15 protein-coding genes and 3 pseudogenes are annotated in these 21,111 nt (G+C 61.3%); 7 read left to right on the top strand and 11 right to left on the bottom strand.

Translation table 11 applies throughout. From position 1 onward, the window contains the following. Positions 1 to 293: 293 nt before the first annotated feature. Together FJ404_16135 and proC are read right to left on the bottom strand one after the other, a co-directional pair. On the bottom strand, positions 294 to 1,421 hold the full coding sequence (locus FJ404_16135; GenBank protein MBM3824387.1) for an AI-2E family transporter: 1,128 nt from the start codon (positions 1,419 to 1,421) through the stop codon (positions 294 to 296). A gap of 22 nt (positions 1,422 to 1,443) precedes the next feature. Beyond that, positions 1,444 to 2,259: a pyrroline-5-carboxylate reductase gene (gene proC / locus FJ404_16130; GenBank protein MBM3824386.1), complete on the bottom strand. Its 816-nt coding sequence runs from the start codon at positions 2,257 to 2,259 to the stop codon at positions 1,444 to 1,446. Positions 2,260 to 2,540: 281 nt separating this feature from the next. Between proC and FJ404_16125 the strand changes: the two genes are divergently transcribed. Continuing rightward, entirely contained in the window at positions 2,541 to 3,515 is a 975-nt protein-coding gene (locus FJ404_16125) for a DUF1559 domain-containing protein (protein ID MBM3824385.1), read from the top strand. 590 nt (positions 3,516 to 4,105) lie between these two features. Here the strand turns inward: FJ404_16125 and FJ404_16120 are convergent. Then, positions 4,106 to 4,318 (bottom strand): annotated as a pseudogene (locus FJ404_16120) (type II secretion system protein). Between the two features lie 490 nt (positions 4,319 to 4,808). Here FJ404_16120 and FJ404_16115 point away from each other — a divergent pair. After that, positions 4,809 to 5,477: a hypothetical protein gene (locus tag FJ404_16115; protein MBM3824384.1), complete on the top strand. Its 669-nt coding sequence runs from the start codon at positions 4,809 to 4,811 to the stop codon at positions 5,475 to 5,477. After that, positions 5,414 to 6,892, top strand: a complete 1,479-nt coding sequence (locus tag FJ404_16110) for a hypothetical protein (GenBank protein ID MBM3824383.1) — start codon at positions 5,414 to 5,416, stop codon at positions 6,890 to 6,892. Before FJ404_16115 ends, FJ404_16110 begins: the two co-directional genes overlap by 64 nt. A 36-nt stretch (positions 6,893 to 6,928) precedes the next feature. Here the strand turns inward: FJ404_16110 and dinB are convergent, their stop codons facing one another. After that, positions 6,929 to 8,035: a DNA polymerase IV gene (gene dinB / locus FJ404_16105; GenBank protein ID MBM3824382.1), complete on the bottom strand. Its 1,107-nt coding sequence runs from the start codon at positions 8,033 to 8,035 to the stop codon at positions 6,929 to 6,931. 540 nt (positions 8,036 to 8,575) lie between these two features. On the opposite strand from dinB, the gene FJ404_16100 reads away from it, so the two are divergent. Beyond that, the gene (locus tag FJ404_16100) at positions 8,576 to 10,042 is read left to right on the top strand and encodes a hypothetical protein (protein ID MBM3824381.1); all 1,467 of its coding nucleotides are present in this window, start codon (positions 8,576 to 8,578) and stop codon (positions 10,040 to 10,042) included. A gap of 629 nt (positions 10,043 to 10,671) precedes the next feature. Here the strand turns inward: FJ404_16100 and FJ404_16095 are convergent. After that, positions 10,672 to 10,839: pseudogene (locus tag FJ404_16095) on the bottom strand (type II secretion system protein). A gap of 539 nt (positions 10,840 to 11,378) precedes the next feature. Here FJ404_16095 and FJ404_16090 point away from each other — a divergent pair. Then, entirely contained in the window at positions 11,379 to 12,269 is an 891-nt protein-coding gene (locus FJ404_16090) for an FAD:protein FMN transferase (GenBank protein ID MBM3824380.1), read from the top strand. A gap of 102 nt (positions 12,270 to 12,371) precedes the next feature. On the opposite strand, the gene FJ404_16085 is transcribed toward FJ404_16090, so the two are convergent. Both FJ404_16085 and FJ404_16080 read right to left on the bottom strand, forming a co-directional pair. Continuing rightward, positions 12,372 to 13,202, bottom strand: a complete 831-nt coding sequence (locus tag FJ404_16085; GenBank protein MBM3824379.1) for a hypothetical protein — start codon at positions 13,200 to 13,202, stop codon at positions 12,372 to 12,374. Positions 13,203 to 13,216: 14 nt separating this feature from the next. Next, complete coding sequence (locus FJ404_16080; protein ID MBM3824378.1) at positions 13,217 to 13,555, bottom strand: hypothetical protein; 339 nt, start codon at positions 13,553 to 13,555, stop codon at positions 13,217 to 13,219. A gap of 483 nt (positions 13,556 to 14,038) precedes the next feature. On the opposite strand from FJ404_16080, the gene FJ404_16075 reads away from it, so the two are divergent. Beyond that, positions 14,039 to 15,343 (top strand): DUF1501 domain-containing protein, encoded by a 1,305-nt coding sequence (locus FJ404_16075; GenBank protein MBM3824377.1) that lies wholly within the window; start codon positions 14,039 to 14,041, stop codon positions 15,341 to 15,343. On the opposite strand, the gene FJ404_16070 is transcribed toward FJ404_16075, so the two are convergent. The 4 genes and pseudogenes from FJ404_16070 to FJ404_16055 form a co-directional block, all read right to left on the bottom strand. Further along, positions 15,333 to 16,160 (bottom strand): ThuA domain-containing protein, encoded by an 828-nt coding sequence (locus FJ404_16070; GenBank protein ID MBM3824376.1) that lies wholly within the window; start codon positions 16,158 to 16,160, stop codon positions 15,333 to 15,335. The two genes, FJ404_16075 and FJ404_16070, sit on opposite strands and share 11 nt — an antisense overlap. 75 nt (positions 16,161 to 16,235) lie before the next feature. Next, positions 16,236 to 17,591 (bottom strand): annotated as a pseudogene (locus FJ404_16065) (DUF1501 domain-containing protein). Positions 17,592 to 17,810: 219 nt separating this feature from the next. After that, a complete protein-coding gene (locus FJ404_16060; protein MBM3824375.1) occupies positions 17,811 to 19,397 on the bottom strand; it encodes a DUF1553 domain-containing protein in 1,587 nt (528 codons plus the stop codon). Continuing rightward, a complete protein-coding gene (locus FJ404_16055) occupies positions 19,211 to 20,725 on the bottom strand; it encodes a hypothetical protein (GenBank protein ID MBM3824374.1) in 1,515 nt (504 codons plus the stop codon). The genes FJ404_16060 and FJ404_16055 overlap by 187 nt, the downstream gene beginning before the upstream one ends. Before the next feature lie 13 nt (positions 20,726 to 20,738). Between FJ404_16055 and FJ404_16050 the strand changes: the two genes are divergently transcribed. Beyond that, a partial coding sequence (locus tag FJ404_16050) for a type II secretion system protein (protein ID MBM3824373.1) occupies positions 20,739 to 21,111 on the top strand: 373 nt, incomplete at its 3' end.

The raw sequence follows: 21,111 nt of genomic DNA, 5'->3' as shown, positions 1-21,111 counted from the left end.
CCGCTGCGACCCCTTCCGGGGTCGACGACGCTGTCGTGCTCAGGATCCGGGGGTGGCGCTCGTGCCTCAAGCCACCCCCGGCTAATAGCTGGCATCCCTCCGGGATGACCCGTGGTCGAGCAGGCTTGTGTTTCGCGACCGATGCGTTGTCTTTTTCTCGCCGCCTCAGACCGTCGGATACTGAGACCACCAACCTCCGCATCGTCGATCGCCAACTGGGCTCATCCTGATTCCACCCCGAGTCAGGATGTCCTAGTCTATTGGCCAGGTGCGTCTGGAGCCGCTGTCTTTCCTTAAGAAGCACCCGCCGGCGCCTGCCGGGCCCAAACGTACCGGGTCAGGATGGAGCGGATGGCCGCGGTCAGCGGGATGGCGAGCACGCCGCCCAGAATGCCGCCCAGAAGGGAGGTGCCCACCATGACCGCAATGATGATCGTCAGCGGATGCAGTCCCACGCGATCGCCGATGATCTTGGGACTGATCACCAAGCCCTCCAGCGTTTGCACCAAGCCGAACAAGGCCACGACCATGAGCGGATGGATCCAATCCCCAAACTGGACCACGGCTAGGATCACGGTGGGCACGATGCTGATCATGACCCCAAGATAGGGCACGATGCTTAGCAGTCCCGCCATCATGCCGAAAAGAAACGCGTAGTTCAGCCCCATCATCCAAAAGCCGATGGTGAGCAACACCCCGTCACAGAGTGCCACCAGCACTTGGCCGCGGAAGAATACGATCAGGCAGTCATTGATCGCGTTGACGACGAAAACGAGTTCGTTCTTCAACTTTGACTCGGTCATCGGGAGGTAGCGGGTCCAGGATTGGGTGATCGCCTTTTCCTCCAGGAGAAAATAGAAAACATAAACGGGCACGAGGGCCAGTCCCGCCAGAAATCCCGCCCAGGAGGCGAGAGCGGAAACGCGTCCGGCCAGCCACGACGTGACCCGGGGCAAACGTTCGGCCAGCCAGGACTGCATATTGGTTCCCAGATTTGAGTCCCATAGCTCGACCGCCCGTGTGCCCACCGGAGAGTTGGCAAGCCATTGGGTCACGGGTCCTTTCAGTTTATCCACGTAATCCGGCAACTGCTTGATCAGGGCCTGGGTTTCGAAAACGAGCTGGGGAACCACGGTGGCCAGCAGGATGAGGACCGCCATAACCGCGATGAAAAACACCAAGAGGATCGCCCGCGCCCTGGGCACCCCTTTGGCCTCGATGACGTCCACCAAGGGATCGAGCAGATAGGCCACGATGCCCGCGATCGCCAGGGGGGTGAGCACTGACGCCAGCTCGCGCACCACTAAACCGGTTGCGAAGATGAAAGCGCCAATGAGTCCCAGCAGGACCGCGACCGCCAAGCCGGTCAGGGCCGACCACAGCCAGCGTGCTTGACCGGGGGTCGGGGGAGGAAAGGACATGAGGAGGACGGAAAACAGCTACTTAGCTTTGGCCGAGGCGCTTTGATTTTTCTGAGGCGGCGCGAACGGCATTCATCAATGCGGCCCGCAGTCCGCCTTTTTCGAGTTCGTGCAGCCCTTCAATCGTGGTGCCGCCGGGGCTGGTCACCATGTCCTTTAACACACCAGGGTGCTGTCCGGTTTCCAAAACCATTTTTGCGGTTCCGAGCAGCGTTTGCACGGCCAGCTTGGTTGCGGTGTCGCGGCTGAGGCCGGCCGCGACGCCGCCGTCGCTGAGAGCCTCGATCATGAGGCATGCGTAGGCGGGACCGCTCCCGCTCAATCCGGTCACGGCATCGAGCAGGGATTCCTTGACCGCCAGGGCGATTCCAACCGCGCTGAACAGTCGTTCGACGGTCTGTGCATCCCCGGCGCGGGCGTGGCTGCCCAGAGCAAAGCCGGTGGCAGAAGCTCCGACGAGCGCGGGGGTGTTGGGCATGACCCGGACGACCCGTGGACTACCTCCGAGGGCCGCCTCGAGTTTCGAGAGACGGACGCCGGCCGCGATGGAAATGACCAGGTGTTTCGGCTCGATCCTTTCTTTGATTCCGCCCAGCACGGACTCGGCTTGGTCGGGTTTTACGGCGAGAATCAAGATGTCGCTTTGGCTTGCGACCTCGCCATTGGATTCGGTGGCCTGGCCCTGGGTCAGTTCGGCGAACTGGCGGCGGGCGGATTCATAGGGATCACTGGCCCAGAGCCGATCCGGGGCAGCGAGCCCGGCGCGGAGGAAACCTTGGGCCAGCGCGCCGGCCATTTTGCCCGCGCCCAGAAAACCGATGCGAAGTGTTTCCGGCATGGCGCAGTCTCGAAACATCGTTTTCAGCCGTCGAGCAAAAAGGGGGAGAAGCGACGCGGCTCCGTGCATTCCGAAGTGGTCCGTCGTGTGGCGCTGGCTGCCCAGCCTGCCGTATCGCCGACGGCCCGGCGGCCCGGCGGGTGAAGAGGGAGGCCCTTCGATGCTCTCCATGCGCCGGGTTCCCTTCGTCGCCCCGCAGGCTGGCCAGCCTGCGCTACAGCAGACAGGGCTGTCTGCGTTACCAGGACAACCCGGTCACTGACAACCTCTGGGCGCACTGGATGCGGCTTGGTCCCTCCGCAAGGAGCCCGAGCGCGCCGTGCATGGAGCATCCGGACGCCCAAACCCTCCCCTGGCGATCTCCACTCGTTCCATGGGCCGCCCTGGCAGCACGCTTGCGCGTTGAACTGCCCTGCCCCGTTGAAGACACGCCCGGAAGCGGCGTGAACGCCGCGCCCCGAAAACTCGCGGATGCACCGAATGCGGCTTGCCTGTCCGATCGGTTTCGTGCGAGGGTCCCTAAGTTCGCCCCTTCGGCGGACGAAAGGAGGAAGATAGCCGTGTTGACCGATTCGCTTCGCCGTGCCGCGTGCACGCGTTCCAACGCCTGGTCGATGATCGAACTGCTTGTTGCGATGGGAATCCTCGCGTTATTGCTGGGACTGCTGGTGCCCGTATTGCAGCGAGCTCGATTCCAAGCTCGATCATCCACCTGTTTGAATCATCTGCGGCAATGGGGGCTGGGGCTGCATCTTTACGCTGCCGACCACCTGGACTTCCTGCCGCCGGAGGGTGATCCATCACCTGATCCCGGCGAGTTGCGTCACGGCTGGTATGTGCAGGTCCCGGAAACCCTGGGGTTGCGGCCTCCCTATCATGCGCGGCCCTGGCGCACGAATGCATCGGCCCCGCTGGATCGATCCCTCTGGATCTGTCCTGGCAGCACCAATCGCAGCAACGGACTCAACCTCTTCCACTATTGCGTCAATGAGCACGTGGATGGCAGTGGATCTCAGGATCGTCGGCGCACCGTTGGATCCATTTTGGAACCCGCGAGGCTGGTTTGGATGTTTGACAACGGGCGGCGGGCCGCCGTGGCCCAGCAGAACAACGTTCACACCAATGCTCATCGTGGCGGGGCGCAGTTCCTGTTTGTGGACGGGCACGCGAGGCGATTCGCGAACCGGGAGTACTGGGACTTTGCGCGAGGCCGGGGGCGGACCGACCATGCCGACTTGGCGTGGAGAAATCCGTGACCGGCTCAGTCTTCCATGTACCAGAACGAATGGAGGACTTTGCCGGATTTATCCACGTCCCACAATTTGATGAACGGCACGCGTTCGACGTGGCCGTCGAGCAAGGCCACATTGGCGCCTTTGCTGTGGACGGTGGCGCGCGCGAAATTGAAGGGCACATCCGGATAGGCGGCCATGGTGTCGAGTTTGCCATCCCGATTGAGGTCCAGTGTAAACTTGTAGCTATTCTCCACTGGCGAATACACGTAATGATCGTACGTATCCATCAGCATGAGCGCGTCGGACGGTTTGCCGATGCGCGACACCCGCATGGGTTTGAGATTGTCGCCGTAGTAAAAAGGTCCCGAGAGCGGATTGCCGAAAGCCCCGAAATGAGCTCCGATCCAGGAATTCCAGCGTCCCCGCGTGGAGGCTTCCTTGCCACGGGCAAAATCGATGGGGCCGAAACTGCCGCCGGGGCACATGCGGACCTCATTCGTCCAGATGTCCGTCTTGTTGAAGATGAGTTTGTCCTGGGTGGCTTTGACCACGTAGGGCGCCAGCATGGCGTGCCAGAACGGTTTGGTATAATCGGCAGAAGATTCCCCGAACAACGGGAGCTTGTCGTCGAAATCCCCAAGGTACATGGTGGTGGCCATGGTCCAGTTCCTGAAGTTGGACATGCATTTGACGCCTTGGGCCTTGGCTTTCGACTTGCTCAACGCGGGCAGGAGCATGCCGGCGAGGATGGCGATGATCGCAATGACGACCAGGAGTTCGATCAACGTGAATGCATTTCGGAGAGAGCGAGAGCGTGTCATCATAACACCCGAGGAAAGGCGGATTGGCTGATGCGGATGGGATTCTTGCTATCCGACGAGGCCAACAAGGTCAATTCCAAAGCCAGCTGTTCTCATTTTGGTGGGTAGGGCGCGTCACTCCGTGCGCGCCGCCTTTGGAAACACCCGGTTTCGGCGCGCAGCGGAGTGCGCGCCCTACCTTGATCAGTCAAAGTGAGAACTGCTATTCCAAAGCGGAGTGCCGGTTTGACATGCCTTGCGTCCGGGTGTCCTTATCCCGAGAGAGTCCGGTCTGAAGCCGATCCGAACTGGTTCCTTCAACTCATAACTCCAACTCCCCAAAATCATGATCCGAGCTTTCAAAAGATTGTTCATCTGGCTGGGCCTGATGGCCGAGCAGGCCACGGAAACCGACGCGATCAACCAAGCCGTGGTGGAAAGGGGCATTCGAGATTCGAAGGCCAAGGCAGACAAGGCTCATTACGCAAACGGGCAACTGGCGGGGCAAATCGCCGTGCTCAAGGATCAAATCAAGCGCCAGGAGCGCCAGCGCGAGGAGATTGCCGGGATGTTGCGCGCGGCGGCGGCGGCCAATGACGCGGCCAACGGAGCCCACTATGCCGAGGAGTTGGCCACCATCGACCAGGACCTCGCCGACAACCGCTCTCAGCACGACAATCTGGAGCAGCTCTACAAGCAAAACACGGAGATCATCGGTCAAAGTTTGCGCGAAATTCAGAAATTCCAGCGCGAGTTCGAGGCGGTGAAGGCACGTGTTGCGGTGGGCCGTTCTTTGGAGCAACTGGCAGGCATGATGAAGAGTTCCATCACCGAATTGCAGGGCATGATGGGGGGCGAAATGTCGCAATCCATGCAGCAGCTCCGCCAGTCGGCCGCCTCTGGAGAAGGGCAGATGCGGGCGACGCTCGACCTGGCGAAAGAGATGGGTTCCGGGATCGCCCGCCAGCAGGAGATGCGGCGCACGCGCGGGGCGATGCTTTTCGAGGAATACAAGAAAAAGATGAACATGGTTCAATCGGACGCGCACCCGCCGGGGCCGCCGCACCGGCCGCCGCCGCATCCGATCGCCACGCCGAACTTGCCGACACTCAAACGTCGGTGCCGCGGCTGGGGCCGGCCGGAGTCTATCAGGAGAAAAGCAACATCCTTGAGTTGGAGCTGAGCGAGTATGCCGGCTACGCAGGAATCATTGTGGCCAATGGCGGGCTTGAGCCGTCCGAGCAATCGATTTTTCACAAGAAATTCGGTTTCAAGGTCAAGATTACCCTGAGCGAGGAGGAAAGCTGGAGCGCGTTGAACTCGGGCAAGATCGCCGCATCGGCCACGACCGCTGATGTGCTGGCCGTCTATGGAAGGCAATTCAACGCGGTGGTCCCTTTGCAGATCGGTTTCTCGCGTGGCGCCGACGGCCTGGTGGTGCGCAAAGACATTCGCCGCGTCAACGCGCTGAAGGGCAAGACGCTGGCCACCGCGCAATTCACAGAGGCCGATTTCTTCATCCGTTATCTCGCCCAGGAAGCGGGATTGCCGGTGCGGATGCTGGAGTCGCTCGAAGCGTCCAAGGATCCGGAGGCTTTGAATTTGATTTATTGCACGGATGCCTTTACCGCCGGGGATTTGTTTTTGCGCGACCTCAAGGGAGCAAACCTGGGTTTGGCGGGCTGTGTGACCTGGGCGCCCAAGACGACGGAGGTGGCCCGCTCGAGTGCCGGGGAAGCGCATGTTCTGGCCACGACGGCCAACCTTTTGATCGTGGCGGACGTGCTCGTGGTGAATCGTGGTTATGCCGAGCAGAATGCGGGGCGCATGGCCGGATTGGTGGAGGGCATTTTGGAAGGCAATCGCATGGTGGCCGGGAACGCGGCGGCGCATCTCGACGCCATCGGGCGCGCCTTCAAGTGGGATCGAGAGAAGACGCGTGCCGAACTGGCCAAAGTTCATTTTTCGAATCTGCCTGAGAATCTGGCGTTTTTCTCGGGCGCCATCGAATCCGCGGGCAGTTTCGGCGGCATTTATCAGGCGGCGGTGCTGGCCTATGGATCCGAGCTGCTTAAAGAGCCGGTGGATGGCGACCGGTTCTTGGACTTGAGGCACCTGCAAGCGATCGAAAAGAGCGAAGCTTTCGAGGACGAGCGCATTGTCATCGCGCCCATTCGCGGCGCGTCCACCGGCGTGGTGGAGAGCGATCCGTTGCTGAGCAAAAACATCCGGTTTTTGTTTCAACCCAACTCGAGCAATTTGGTGATCGAGGCGACCGAAAACCTCAAGAATCTGGAATCGGTCAAGCGGCTGCTGCAAGTCAGCCCGGGCTCGAAGGTGATGCTGCGGGGCCACGTCGATAACGCGAAGGTCGAGGAGTTTCGCCGCATGGGAGGCGAGGCGATGGTGCGGAAACAAGCTTTGGAAGCGATGGCACTCAGCCGCGGCCGCGCGGGTGAGGTCAAGCGATTGCTTTCCCAGCGCCACGGCGTGGACGCGGCTCGGCTCGAGATCGTCGGGCGCGGTTGGGAAGAACCCTTGGGCAAGGACGGCGAACAGAACCGCCGGGTCGAAGCTCAATGGTTCACCTTGGAATGAGCCGCCTCATTCGAGCCGATTCTCCGCGCTTCACGTTCACGACAGCTTCCGGCTGAAGGGACCGCCCAGCTCGAACCAGAGCTGCCGCGCTCGCGTCTCGACGAGTCCGCTGACGCCCAGTCCGATCAATCGGAGCGGACGCGAGACCAGCTTTTCCCTTCCCAGGAGCCAGCAACCGAGCCGATAGAGATCGGAGGCCTGAACGATCGGCTCCTCCAAGGAAATCTGCCTCGACAAGGTGGTGAAATCTCCGTAGCGAACTTTGACTTGAACCGTCCTGGCGGCGAGACGCTGGCGTGCCAGTTTGCCGGCAATCTCAGCAGCCTGCTCCCGCAAGCAGGCACGGAGGGTCGGACGATCCTCGGTATCCTGAAGAAACGTGTTTTCGGAGCTGATGCTTTTGACTTCGTCCCCAAGATCCAACGGACGGGAGTCCTCACCCATGGCGAACCGTCGAAGCTCCGCTGCCCAGGATCCCACGAACGGGCGCAGATCACCGGTGAAAGTCTGCAAGTCGCCCACGGTGCGGATCCCCGCGGCCGTGAGCTGTGATTCAGTGACCTGGCCCACGCCATGCAGGGAGCGGACCGGGAGCGGGCGCAGAAAACCGGCCTTTTCGGAATCGAGGATGAGAGTAAGTCCATCCGGTTTTTTGAAATCGCTGCCGAGTTTGGCCAGGAGCTTGTTGGGGCCGATGCCGACACTGGCGGTCAGGGACCTCGCCTCCTGAATGGCTGCCTTCAAGGCTTGGGCGATTGGAATGGCGGAGCGAAGCGCATCGTCGTGAGTGCTCCCCGAGGTCCGTCCCGTCACATCGACATAAGCCTCATCCACGGACACTTGTTGGATCAAGTTTCCCGCCAGCGAGGCGACCCATCCCATGATGAGGCGTGATTCCTCGCGATAGACGTCCATGCGCGGGCGGACGAACACCGCCGAGGGGCAGAGTCGGCGGGCGGTGACACTGGGCATGGCGGAGCGAACGCCGAATTTGCGGGCCTCGTAGCTCGCGGCGGCCACGACTCCTCGCTGGGTGGGCGGGGCACCCACGACCACCGGAAGTCCGCGCAGCGCGGGGGTGTCGCGTTGCTCCACGGAAGCATAGAATGCGTCCATATCGAGATGGAGGATGACGCGGAACAAGATGGACGAGGATGATAGGGTGCCAAGCGGGTGCGGCTCAAGGTGGGACGGATTTCCCCAATCCACGGATTCCGGAGTCATTTGCCCACGAATCACACGAATTGCACGAATTCAAACAGGCTTTCGGTCGGCTCGATGAGAATCAGGATGATCCACCGTCTCTATGGGCCTCCAGGACAGAGAGGAATTCTCCATCCATCCGCGTCATCCGTGTGATTCGTGGGCAAACGACTCCCCTTTGTGTGGATTGGGGGATTCGCCCTCGAGCACGGGGCGTGTCCTGGGACGCGTCAAGTGCGGGATCCACGATTGTCCCTTTGGCCTTAATGAGGGGCGGGACACCGGTATCGTCCCATGATCCGCGGCGTTCCTCTCCGGCAAGGGCCAGGTCCCTGTCGAGTCCAGTGCCGCCTGGGCCAGACCTTTCGTCCTATGAAAGACTTTTCGATGCGAAGCAGCAAAACCGTGGATTGAGTTGCGGTGAACCGGGGCTCTCCCGACTCCGGGCGGCGGGGTTGGGGTAGGCTTCGAAGCCTTGATTTGATTCTGTATGCCTGGCTGGTGGCAGCCATCGGGTTGGCGCTGCCTGCGCGGGCCGAGCACCGCGCCACCCGTCTGGGGAATCCCGCGACTCGATTTGCGGACCCCTTGCGTGTGCCTTCGGACCTTCGCGAACGGCTGACATCGGACCGGTTGAAGGCCGACGTGGAATCGATTCTGCGGCAGGGCAAGTATTCGGGTGACGTCGGTGACTTTCGCCGGGCGGCAGCAGTTGCCGAAATTGAGGAATGGTCGATCCCAATTGGCGGACGGATGCCGTATATGTCCACACGCCGGAATGGCCAGCCGATCGTGTTGTGGGACGTGGTTTGGGAGGGGAAGGAGCCGATCAGTGCTTACGCGTTTGAATTTGATTCCAAAGGGCGTCGTTACCGCTGCATTACCCCCAAGGCCTGCAGTAATTTTTGGGTGGAAGAGTTGGTGCTGCCGCCGCCGGCGATTTCGTTGGTGCGCCGGGGGCCGGTTCAAGCCCGCCGCTGTGACGTGGTGGAGCAGGTGTTGGAAGTTCGCAATACGGGCATGGTTCCTTTGACGGAGGTGATATTGAGCGAGGCGATGGCGGACGGATTGCAGACGCGGAATCCTGGAGCTTTGCTGAACATTGCGGTGGGAAATCTCAAGCCTGGGGAAGGGCAGGCCTTTCGCTACTCCCTGAGCGCGCCGCACGACGGCGTCTATCACAGCCGGGCGGTTGTCACGAGCGCACAAGGCGCGCGTGCGGACGCGGCGACGACTCTGAACGTGAAGTCGGCAGAACTCCGTTTGGAGTGCAAGGCGCCGTCCGCGGCCTGGGCTGGACGTCCGCTCGAATTCTGTTTGCGGGTCTGGAACGCTGGAGCCGCCGCCGATGAACAAGTCACGGTTTGGGCGCCGTTGCCCGAGGGCGCCACCGTCGTGGAGGCCTCGACGGCGGAAGTGATTGAAGGCAGGGAGGTGCGGTGGAAGGCCGGCGCGCTGGGAGCGGGAGAGAGCCGCGAGTTGTGTGTCAAACTGGTGCTGGGAAGTCCGGGGGCAGTGGCGTTTCGGGCGGAAGCGCGAGGCGTGTGTTCGGCTCCGGTTGGGTCGGAATGCGTTGCCCAAGTCTCGGGAATTGCGGCGATCTTGCTCGAGGTGATCGATTTGGAGGATCCGATCGAGGTGGGCTCGAATTTGACCTACGAGATTCGGGTGGTCAATCAAGGCACATCACCCGGAACCCGGATCAAACTCGTTTGCAAATTGGAGGCTGCGCAGGAGTTTGTGTCGGGTGAAGGACCCACCGAAATAGAGCAGCACGAAGGTATGGTGCAGATCAAGCCGCTGGCCAGCCTGGCGCCCAAAGCCACAGCGACGTGGAAACTGGTGATCAAGGCGACGAAGGCGGCGGACGTGCGATTCGCGGTCGAGTTGACAAGCGATCAGATCGATCGACCGGTCACCGAGACAGAGGCCACTCAGCAATATTGAGCCGGGGCGCTGGCCGCCGGAATCGATCTTCGCCATCCCCGTTACGGGCCGCCTCGCGCCGGGTCGAGCCAGGGAGTGTTGGCGTAATACCAAAATCCCTTCATGGATTCGACGTGGCCGTCGGCGAATCCATTGTTGCTGCGCTCGTTGTGGCGCAGGGCGGGGCCGCACCAATTGGGATTGTCGCCGGTGACGCAATCGGGACATTGGCCGGCTTGCACGTCGCCGAGCATCCATGCGCCCGGCTTCTTGGGGGTGGTTGCCGTGACGGCGGGCTTGCGGGAAGCGGATGCGCGCGTGCCTGAATCGACGATGAAGATGGTGCCCGCCGGGTTGAGGATGTTGGCTTCGGTGCGGTGGACGTAGGGCACGTAATGGCTGAGTTCGCCCGCGAATTGGTGGTTGATCGCGAAATCGGTGACGGTGGGCGCGGTCACAGGGATGCCCTCCCAGCGCTCGAGGTTGAGCGGTTTTTCCTTGCGCGATGGGCAGAGAAGAACATTGGTGGAGCTCAAGTAGGGCTGCAAAAGCTGGAACCAGGTGATGAGGCCTTTGGTGTAGGGAGGATAAACATAGGACACGACGTGTTTCCCTGAGTTCTCGTCCGTGTACAATTTTCCGGCGAGCATGACTTGCCGGGCATTGCTGAGACAGGCGATGCCATGCGCCTTTTGTTTGGCCTTGCTGAGGGCCGGCAGAAGCATCCCGGCCAGGATCGCGATGATGGCGATCACCACCAAGAGTTCGATCAGGGTGAAGGCCCGGGAGGCGGGGGGATGGAGGGAGGAGGGTTTCATAGCGACGAGGGGTGAAGTTTTCGGCGCGGGATTCAAGAACGGTGCTCCTGGCGAGAGTGCCACATCTCAAGGTGTTCAGGCGGCTCGATCATGAGAATCCGGCGCGGGGAGGTGAGTGCGATGCAATACTGTAGCCTGAGAACACGCACAGTGTCGAGGTGAGTTTGACAGTCGTTCTCAATTTGGCCCGGAGCGCGGCTGGGTGGTCCTTCGACCCGCCGGCGCACGCTTCAAAATCTGGAGTCTTCCGACCTGTCCGCCCGCTGCGGCTGGTATACGACACCGCCGCGCTCCCCCAAAGGAGAATGGAGGTGAGGTTGGGATCCCTTCCCAAGAATGCGATCGATACCTTCTGCGTTGGAGTGTGTTGTGCAGTTTCCAGGATGGCATGTCCCGTGCTTTTTCACAGATGCGAGCGGGCTGCAGGCTGCGCGGTCGGCGTGATTGAACATGCACTGGTTTAGGACATTCCGCGAAGTGAAACATGAGGAAGTTCCTGGGATGGAACGAGTGGCGTGTTTGCGGGAACGTCCGTCTGCATGAAGGCAAGTCAAGGCATTGCGGAAGCACCCGTCTGGGCTGGGTCCGAGGGAGGTTCAAATTTGAACGTGTGGGATCGCATGAGGGCATCGGTTCGCAAACAGCGGACTGATGAGAGATCGAGTCTTACTTTTCTCGCTTTGGGTTCGTGGTGCCGGGTTACCTACGAGACCCGCTGCGAGCCCGCTGCGAGCGCCTTTGCCAGCCAAGCCATTCCCTGGCTGGCTGCATTCGAAGCGAAATTCGCGCGTCATCACCCCGGAAGCCTCGTTTCCCGAATCAATCATCTGGCCGAATCTTCCTGGGTGGTGCTCGATGACGAAGCCGAGCGGATGTTGAGTGTTTGCGAGGAATTGAAGCTGATCACCCAGGGGGCGTTTGATCCCACCGTGCTGCCCTTGACCGAGCTCTGGATGCGAGCCGGGCGGGAGGCGATTCCTCCGACAACCGACGAAATCGAAGAAGCGCGTCAGTTGGTGGGATGGCACCAGCTCAAGCGATGCGCGGGCGGAGTTTTTCCACCCAAAGTGGGAATGGGGCTCGATCTTGATACTCTGGCACAAGCTTACGCCACGGATCGTCTTGTGCAATTGGCCGAATGGCACGGATTGGCCTGCGTGATGGTGGACTTTAGACGCAACAAGCGGTGCAAGGGGGGGCCCATCCGTGGATCGCGATGGCCGATTCAATTGGAGAGTCCCGCGGCGCCCGGAGGTGCTTGGAGCATCGACATCGGCGCCTCGGTGGCCTTGTCGGCTTGTTCGGGGGTGCGGAGGCACAGTTCGATCGCGGGAGAGTGGGACGAGCCCATTATCGATCCCCGGACCGGGCGGTTGCCCGTTCATGGCTGCCACGACGTGGTGGTATCCGCCGCGAGCGGTTTCCTTTAGGGTGACGAGAGGCTGGACGTGGCTTCGAGGACGAGGCGTGGGTTTGCCGGACCCGTGAGTTGAAGTGGTCAGGTGTTCTGCATTTTCAGACGAGTATCCATCTCAGAGGACCTTTGCGGATGACGCCCATGACGATGGTGCCCGCATTCCCGTGAACTTACGGACGTCCACCGCGGTGGGGTTTCCCTTGATCTCCCATTCCTGCCCTGGATTCTTGAATTCACCAACCCATACCATCTTTTCTATGTCCAAGGAGATCACGGGTTGGGAGTCGCGCTGGAACGTGAGCACCTGCCGGTTGATGTGTTCGAACTGGGAATTTCGATCCGGGTGCGAAGCGCCCTCCCGTTTTCGGTCTCCGGGCTCCGCGGGAGCTTTATTTCGGAGTCGTGGCGTGCTGAAGAAGCCACCCGAGATCCACATTGTTCGGGGGCACGCGGTCGTCGTTTTCATGGACGTACATCGTCCAGGCCAATCCCAAACGCGGACCGTGCCGGCCATGCTGGACGAAAGCAGTGACCGGCCATTGGGAGCGAACGCCAAACCGGTGTTGCCCCGCTGATGTCCCTGACCCACCTGGGACAACTGGCCGCCCGCCGTTTCGAAACATCTGATTTGTTGGGTTGCATCTCCCACCACAAGCGCGCCGCGGTCCGGGCTGAAAGCCATGATGGTGAGTCCATATCCCTCATCATTCGTCAACGCCAGGTGGACTTTGTTTCGCGCCCAATCCCAGATCTTGATCGCTTGACCAGCATCCCCGGAAGCAAGCCAGCCTCCATCGGCAGAGAACTCCAGCGCAATGACGGGTTCCAAGTGGCCCTTCAGGCGCGTGATTTTCCTGCCTTCCTCGAGGGAAAAGGTGTCTGGACTGGATGGCTCCTGTTCGGTGGTCGCTGGCGATCGCCGAATCGGCAGGTCTCCCGTCCACATCGACGATGAAGAAGTCAGGGACGACGTGGAAGTCGTCCCTCCCGGCCGATGCCGTTCGAGCAACTGGCGAGCGAGGGCTTGCGCCGGCACCAGCGCCAGAGGTGTTCTGCACGGGACACTGGCCGTGCCTCAATCGGTTCATCCTTGAGGAATCGTTCGAGCTCATCGGCCAGTTCCCGGGCGGTTGCGTAGCGCTTGGCCGGATCCTTCTCCAGGCACTTGAGGCAGATCGTTTCCAGATCGCGCGGAATCGACGGGCTCCATGCGGAGGGGGTCACGGGATCGACCTCCTGCGCGAGGCGGAGGGTTTCCAGCGCCGTGGCGGCGGCAAACGGGGGACGCCCGGTCAGCACGTGATACAATGTTGCCCCGAGACCATAAACGTCGCTTCACACGTCCGCCGCCCCATCGCTCATCTGTTCAGGCGCCGCGAGACGGGGCCCGCCGGTTGTGGCTTACAAGGACGTCCGCTCCAGTCGGAGCAAAATGGGCGGGGTTGCTGGTCAGGATGGTGTGTTGGAAAGGGAGCGCTGTGGCGGCGATGAGAGAATCCTCGCAAGAGACGGTGCGGTTGCGGGACTTGAGATCCGCCAGCAGTTTCTTCCTGCGCGCCAAGACACCCTCGTCCAACGGGAGTATCACCGCCACGAACCGGGCACGAACAGCTCCCACCCTGATTGCAGGGCGAGCAGGCGAGGAAGGCAGGTTTGACCTCAGGCGGTGGATCCGGATAGGGTCGTGGTGTTTTGGAATCCCACACCCACCATCGAGGACACGCCTTCGTCTCGCTTCATCCGCGGGTGCGCGAGGGACTTTGGGCGTGGAATCGTCGCAGCATGCTCAAGGCCAGTTTGGCGGGTCTGGCGGGTCTGACGTTGCCGGACCTTTTGAGGTTGCGCGCCCAATTGCCTTCCGTCCGTGCGCGGACGGGTCGCTCGGTCATCCTGCTTTGGATGACCGGAGGTCCATCGCACATCGACACGTGGGATATGAAACCGGATCAGCCGTCGGAGAACCGGGGTCCTTTCAAATCCATTCCCACTCAAGTGGCGGGCGTGCGGATTTGCGAATACTTGCCCAAGCAGGCCGTCATGATGAATCGGTTCACATTGATTCGCAGTGTGGATTGCCGGGAAAGCAATCACGAACCGAACATGGTGATGCAAACGGCGAATCTGGAGGCGGAGCCCCGGCTCAATCCGAAGGGGCATCTCTATCCCGCCATCGGATCCCAGGTTGCGCGCTGGCATGGAGCCAATCAGCGCGGCTTGCCGCCCTATGTGGTCCTCAACCTCAAGGACCGCTCTCATGTCGCGTGGGGTGGCTATCTGGGCAAGGCCTACGATCCTTTCGTCGGAACGAATGTGGACAAGCTTTTCAGTCTGCCGCCCGGGCTGGAGTTGGACCGCATCCGGGATCGGAAGGAATTATCGGCCCGGCTGGACCGCGTGCAGGCCGTGATGGACACCTCGGGGCAGATGGAGGCGGTCGATTATTTTGGCCAGCAGGCCTTCGAAATGGTCGCGGGGGCAAAGGCGCGCGAAGCTTTCGATCTTTCCCGAGAGTCTGAAAAGACGCACCAGCTTTACGGTTCGCACGATTGGGCGAAGCAGGCGTTGTTGGCGAGGCGCCTGGTGGAAGCCGGCACGGCCTTTGTCACGATCGATTTGAGCCACCATTCGGCTTCAGGAACATGGGACACGCACGGCGACAACATTCCTCCCTATGGCGGCATTTGGAACGGATTGCGCCCTCTGCTTCCCGTCTTCGACCATGTGTTGACCACGCTGGTGGAGGACTTACACCAGCGGGGATTGCTGGAAACGACGCTCGTGATTGCCATGGGTGAATTCGGACGCACCCCCAGGATCGGCACGCAAGAAAGCACTGATGGTCGAGACCACTGGCCTTACGTCATGTCGATGTGCCTGGCGGGCGGCGGATACCGTCATGGCCAGGTCATTGGCGCGACCTCAAAGGACGGTGGGGAGATTGCCGAAAGACCGGTGACGCCCGGCGATCTGGCGGCCACGATCTACCACCACTTCGGTCTCCCGCCCGACGCCACCTACCTCGATCATCAGGGACGGCCGTTGCGCTTGGTCGATCACGGGACCCGCATCACAGAAATCACCGGCTGAAGCCAGCGGGGGCGTTGGGGACTTCATAACCGCGCACGGGGCGGCCTTCGCGGTCCAGTTTTCCACAAGCCCAGAGCAGTCCGCGCGTGAGGACGTCCAACATGACAGGGTCGCGCAAGGTGTGGTTGTAGTGACCGACCGTGGTGCCAAAGACGCGCGCTTTGCCGAATTGATTGATCCAGACGTTGGGTTCGCCTTTCTTGGTCTCGTGACTGTAGCCGGACGCCAGGACGGTGGTTTCGGGAAAGACTTCGACAATGTTGTAGAGCTCTTCCATGGGTGTGTTCCAGATGGCGGGAAAGGATTTCATGATCGGATGGTCAGGGCGCTGGTTCATCATCGGATACGCGAAGTGGGCGCCATGCCGGTGGGACCGCACGCCGCAGAACTTGAACCAATCGTTGGTCGGCGCCCGGTAGCAATGCATGGTGCAGTGAATCAGGACGGCAGGCACACCCTCGCGATGCGGCTTCAGAATGCCTTCAAGCCAGTCCAGCTCCTTTTCATCCGAAAAACACTCGTTGTGGACAATGACATCGTAGCCGCTCGCCCAGTTCGGATTGCGATAGGTCTCAATCTTGCCCGTGGTGCCCGTGCGAGGGTCGTGGACGATGGTCCACTCGACCCGGGCGCGGGCGCTGATGCCTTCGGACAGGATGGATTTCTGCCCGGGATAATCGTGGCAACAGCCGCCGGTGATCATCAGAGCTCGGAGCGGTTTGGCAGCGGTGGCGGATCCCCCGGTGGCGCAGCCGGAGACACACCAGGCGAGAACGAGAACGGCCGGCAAGGGAAGCCAGCGAAGAAGGAGTTTCATAAGGGAAGAGTTCATCCGGTTGGGACCCGGGAGGCAAGCCTGCTTCGCGGATCAATCGTGTGGGGAACATGCGGGCTAGGCAAGGAGGTCGTCCACCACATGGCCGTGGACGTCGGTGAGGCGGTAGTCGCGTCCGCCGTGCCGGAAGGTCAAGCGTTCGTGGTCAAGTCCGAGCAGGTGGAGGATCGTGGCGTGGAAGTCATGCACATGGACCCGGTTCTCGACGACGGTGGCGCCGAGTTCGTCGGTCGCGCCATAGACGAGTCCGCCCTTGACACCCGCGCCCGCGAGCCAGGAGGAGAAGCAGGCGCTGTGATGGCCGCGGCCTTTTTCGCCATCGACACCCGGGGTTCGACCGAATTCCGTGGTCCAGACCACCAGGGTGTCCTCGAGCAGCCCCGTTCTTTTCAAATCCTGGAGCAAGCCGGCGATGGGCTGATCGATCGCTTTGGCGTGTTGGGCATGTTCGGCCATGTCGCCATGTTGATCCCAGTTGTGGCTGGAGCTGCCATCCACCAACTCGATGAAGCGCACGCCGCGTTCCGCCAGACGCCTTCCCACCAGGCAGGACCAGCCGAAACTTTCGGTCTGGCCGCGCTGCAGGCCGTAAAGCGCGAGGGTTTGGTCGCTTTCGGAGGAAAGGTCGAAGATGTCGCGCGCCTCGGTTTGCATGTGGAAGGCGGTTTCGAAGGCGCGCACGCGGGCGGCGAGTTCGCTCTCGCGGCCGCGGGCTTAAAGGTGGCGGCGGTTGAACGCGTTCGCGAGACCCAGCTCCAGTTCCTGAAGGGACGCCGGCTGGGTGCGGCGGTCCAGGTTGGCGATGGGCTCCTTCCCCGGGACCACCCGCACGCCTTGATGATAGGCGGGAAGAAAATCGTTGTTGAAAATCTGCGTGCCGGCGTAGGGGCTGCCCGCGGACAACACGACGAACGAAGGCAGATTCCGATTCATCGTGCCCAGACCGTAACTCACCCACGAGCCGATGCTTGGACGTGAGAAGAAGAAAGAGCCGGTATGAATGGCGAGCGTCGCCTGGTAATGCTCGTTGTCGTCCGACTTCATGGAGCGGATGAGGCAGATGTCGTCCATGAGTTCGCGCAAATGGGGGAACAAATCGCTGACCAGAGTGCCGCAACGTCCGCCGGGCCGGAATTCCCAACCCGGACGCAACAGCCGGCGTTGCTGGTTCGAGAGACCTCCGCCAATCCCCATCGTTTTGCCGTCAGCGGCAAACAGTTTAGGTTTGTGATCGAAGGTGTCCATGTGGGACACGCCGCCATTTGAAAAGATGAAGATGACGCGTTTGGCCTTGGCCGGAAAATGAGGTGGTTTGGGCGCCAGGGCGTCGACGGTGGACGATTCCTCTTCCGCGAGCAGAGCGGAAAGCAGGCCCGGGAGAAGCAAAGAACCGCCTGCGAGGGATTGAAGCATGGCCCGCCGGCGCAGAGGTTTAGCAAAGGAAGTTATGGGTCAATCCAGATACGTGAATTCATTGAGCCGGAACAGAGATCGGATCAGCGACTGCCAGGCCAGGAGTTCCAGCCGGGGCGGGTCGATGTCGGGAGCTGACAGGCGCACGCGAGCCTTTTTTAGAAATTCGTTCAGTTCCAGCCATTCGGCGGGATCGGGCTCTCGTCCGAGCGCTTCGAGCTAAGCCCGGCGGAACCGGTCCGGCTCGGCCGCTTCCTCGTGGAGAATCCTTTGGGCGAACGCTTGGGCTTGCCGATGCACAAACCCGTCGTTGAGGAGGTAAAGCGCCTGCAACGGGGTGGTGCTGGTCGTCCGGGAAGCGGTGCTGGCGGAGGGATCGGCGCCGTCGAAAAGCGCGAGATAGGGATGTCGTTGAATGCGCTGGGTCATCAGATAGACGCTGCGGCGCCGGGTTTCATAGACGGCTTTGAACGGATTGTGCTGGGTGAAGTTCCAGTCTTGCTCGGGCGGAAACGGGTGGGGACCGGGCGGGCGGGTGTCCAGGTTCCCTCCCAGGGTGAGCAGGGTATCGCGGAGTGATTCGGCGTCCAACCGGCGCCGCGGGTAGGACGCGAGCGTAACGTTGTTGGGATCACGGGCGATGGCGGTTTCCGAGCGTTCGGTCGATAGCTGGTAAACGCGTGAGAGGAGGATGGCGCGATGGACCGCTTTCATGGACCAGCCGGATCGGATGAAGGAGTTCGCGAGCCAGTCCAGCAATTCAGGGTGTGTGGGCGGTTTGCCCTGCTTCCCGAAATCGTTGGGAGTGGGGACCAGTCCTTGGCCGAAGTGATGCTGCCAGATTCGATTGACCATGACCCGCGCGGCCAGCGGCTGGGCGCGGTGGATGATGGCGTCCGCCAGATAAGCGCGCCCGCTGGTGGTGTCGGCGGAAGGAAGATCGGGTCCGGGCATGACGGAGAGGAAACGGCGGCGCACGATTTCGCCTGGTTTAGCGGGGTCTTCTTTCATCTGGATGGCGGCGTCGCTGATGTTGGATCCCTCCGCCACGGCATAAACGAGTTCGAACGGGAGAGGCAGCTTGGCGAATTCCTTCGCCGCTCGTTCCGCTTCCTTGATCTTCTCCTCCACGGCGGTCTTTTGCTCCTTCGGCGTCTCTTTCAGTGAGTCCTTGAGTTTTTCGACGATTCGTTGGAGCCGGCGCTTTTCCTGGTCGCGGGTTTGTTTCCGTTTTTCGGCGGCGCTGATCTCGGACGGCGCCACGAGGGGGACCAGGTCGCGCTGGCGTTTCTCGAGTTCGATGCCCGGCCAGGGATAGCGTGTGCTTTGGAAGATGCCGTAGAGCGCGTAATAATCCGCGGCGGTGATAGGGTCGAACTTATGATCATGGCAGCGAGCACAGTTGATGCTGAGCCCGAGAAAGGCGCGGCCGACATTGTCGAGCGTGTCCTCGATGGTCAGGTGCTGGGGATAATCTTCCACCCGTGATCCGAACCGTCGCGAATTGGCCAGATAGCCCGTCGCGATCCATCGTTGATGCGTTTCTTCCAGCGAGTCCGACGGGGTAAGGTCTCCTGCGAGTTGGTCACGGACAAACTGGTCGTAGGGCAGATCGCGGTTCAGGGCTTGGATGACCCAATCGCGATAGCGGTACATCTGCGGAATGGGGTAATCGCTGTTGTCCCCGGCCGTATCGGCGTAGCGCACGACATCGAGCCAGTGGCGGCCCCAGCGTTCGCCGTAACGAGGCGAGGCCAGCAGGCGATCCACAACTCGCGTCGAGGCTGTGGCGGATTTGTCGCGCAAAAAATCGTCGATTTCCGTGGGAGTGGGCGGCAGGCCCGTGACATCGAAAGTGACCCGTCGCAGCCATTCGCGTTGGTGGGCGTCGGGAGAGGGTTGGAGTCCTTCCTGGACAAGCCGGGCAAGAATGAATTGATCGATTTCATTCCTGGGCCATGCCGGGTCCTTCGCCGCCGGGGGCGATGCTTGTCGGAGGGGGTGAAAGCCCACCAGGCGCGTGCGGATTCCCAATCGATGGTGTTCTTGCGGGAGGCGGTGGGCTCGGGGCTGTCCGGGCGTGGATCGGGAGCGCCCCAGCGAATCCAGGTCTCGAGATCGGCGAGGACGGATCCGGGCAGTTTCCTTTTGGGCGGCATGGTCAGCGCCGCGTCGGCGTGGAGGACCGCTTGATAGAGCAGACTCGCCTCGGGCAAGCCCGGGACGATGGCGGCGCCGGTGTCCCCTCCCCGCCGGATCCCGGCCCGTGTATCCAGGACCAAACCGCCTTTGAGATTCTTGACGCGCGTACTGTGGCATTCGTAGCAGTGTTCGGCGAGGACTGGACGAATGCGGCTTTCGAAAAACCGGGTCTGGTCCTCGGTCGGGGCGCTGGCGAATTCGGGTTTCGGGGGTTCGGGGACCGGACCATGCCCGGACCAGATTTCAAGGCCAGACAGATTGGCTGCGCCGTGCCTTGGCGCTTTGGCTTGGACTTGGATCTTGCCTTGATCGGCGGTGGTTGTCCAGGGGCCGAGCTTGCGCCAGGCGCCGGCTTGGCCACTGTGGAATCCTTCGATGACCCGCTCCTTGTTGAGGAAGAGGTCGAATCGCTCGCTCGCGGTGTCTTCCCAGACGTAGAGGAAGACCTGATAGGGCCCGGCGGGCAGCTCGGAGATTTCGATCTCGACGTTGCTGCCGTAACGGCTGCTCCGGATCATTTGAGCTCGGTGGCGTTCTGCGCCGGGCTTAAGGGGGACGGATTGGTTTTCGAAAGGGGTGCCGGTGGCCTTGAGGTGCGGGGCTGAAGCTTCGGCTTCCCAGCGATGCCCGTCCAGTTGCAGCTCGGGACCGTTGAAATTGATGGCGCGGAAAAAGACGGCGTCGGAGTCGGTCCGAGTCGAGATCGGGAGGAAAAACCAAGCCACGATCGCACTGACGAGAGCGGCGATGCGGCGAATGGGATGGGAACGCGCGAGCATCGAAAGCACTGAATCATAGACGGGAAGAATCGGGCTAGCACGTTCGATTCCGAGTTTTTGGTCCCATCGAACCCTCGAATCATCCGCTTGCCGGAAAGTCCGGTTTGGAGTAACCATGTCTGAAGCAACGAATGTCTGGGCTCCCCATTGCATTCCGGAACCCGTTATGAAAACTCAAACCACCTCCCCGCGCCCGGCCGGATTCACCCTGATTGAGCTGCTGGTCGTCATCGCCATCATTGCGATTCTCGCGGGCATGCTTTTGCCGGCTCTCAGCAAGTCGAAGACCAAAGCGCAGGGCATCAAGTGCATGGGCAACTTGAAACAGTTGCAACTCGCCCATTTGCTCTATCCCGACGACAACGCCGACCGGCTGACCGGGCCAGGATATCAAAATCCGGTGGAGCCGCATGCCTGGGTTTCGGGCTGGCTCGATTACAGCGCTTCCACGCGGGACAACACCAACATTCTGGATTTGCTTGACCCGAAGCGTTCGCGATTCGCGCCGTATCTTCCGAGCGCGGAGGTGTATAAATGCC

The organism is Verrucomicrobiota bacterium (genome assembly GCA_016871495.1).
In the GTDB taxonomy this organism is placed as follows: Bacteria; Verrucomicrobiota; Verrucomicrobiia; order Limisphaerales; family VHDF01; genus VHDF01.
Note: the sequence above shows the minus strand (reverse complement) of the source record. Positions and strands in the feature narration are given on the sequence as shown.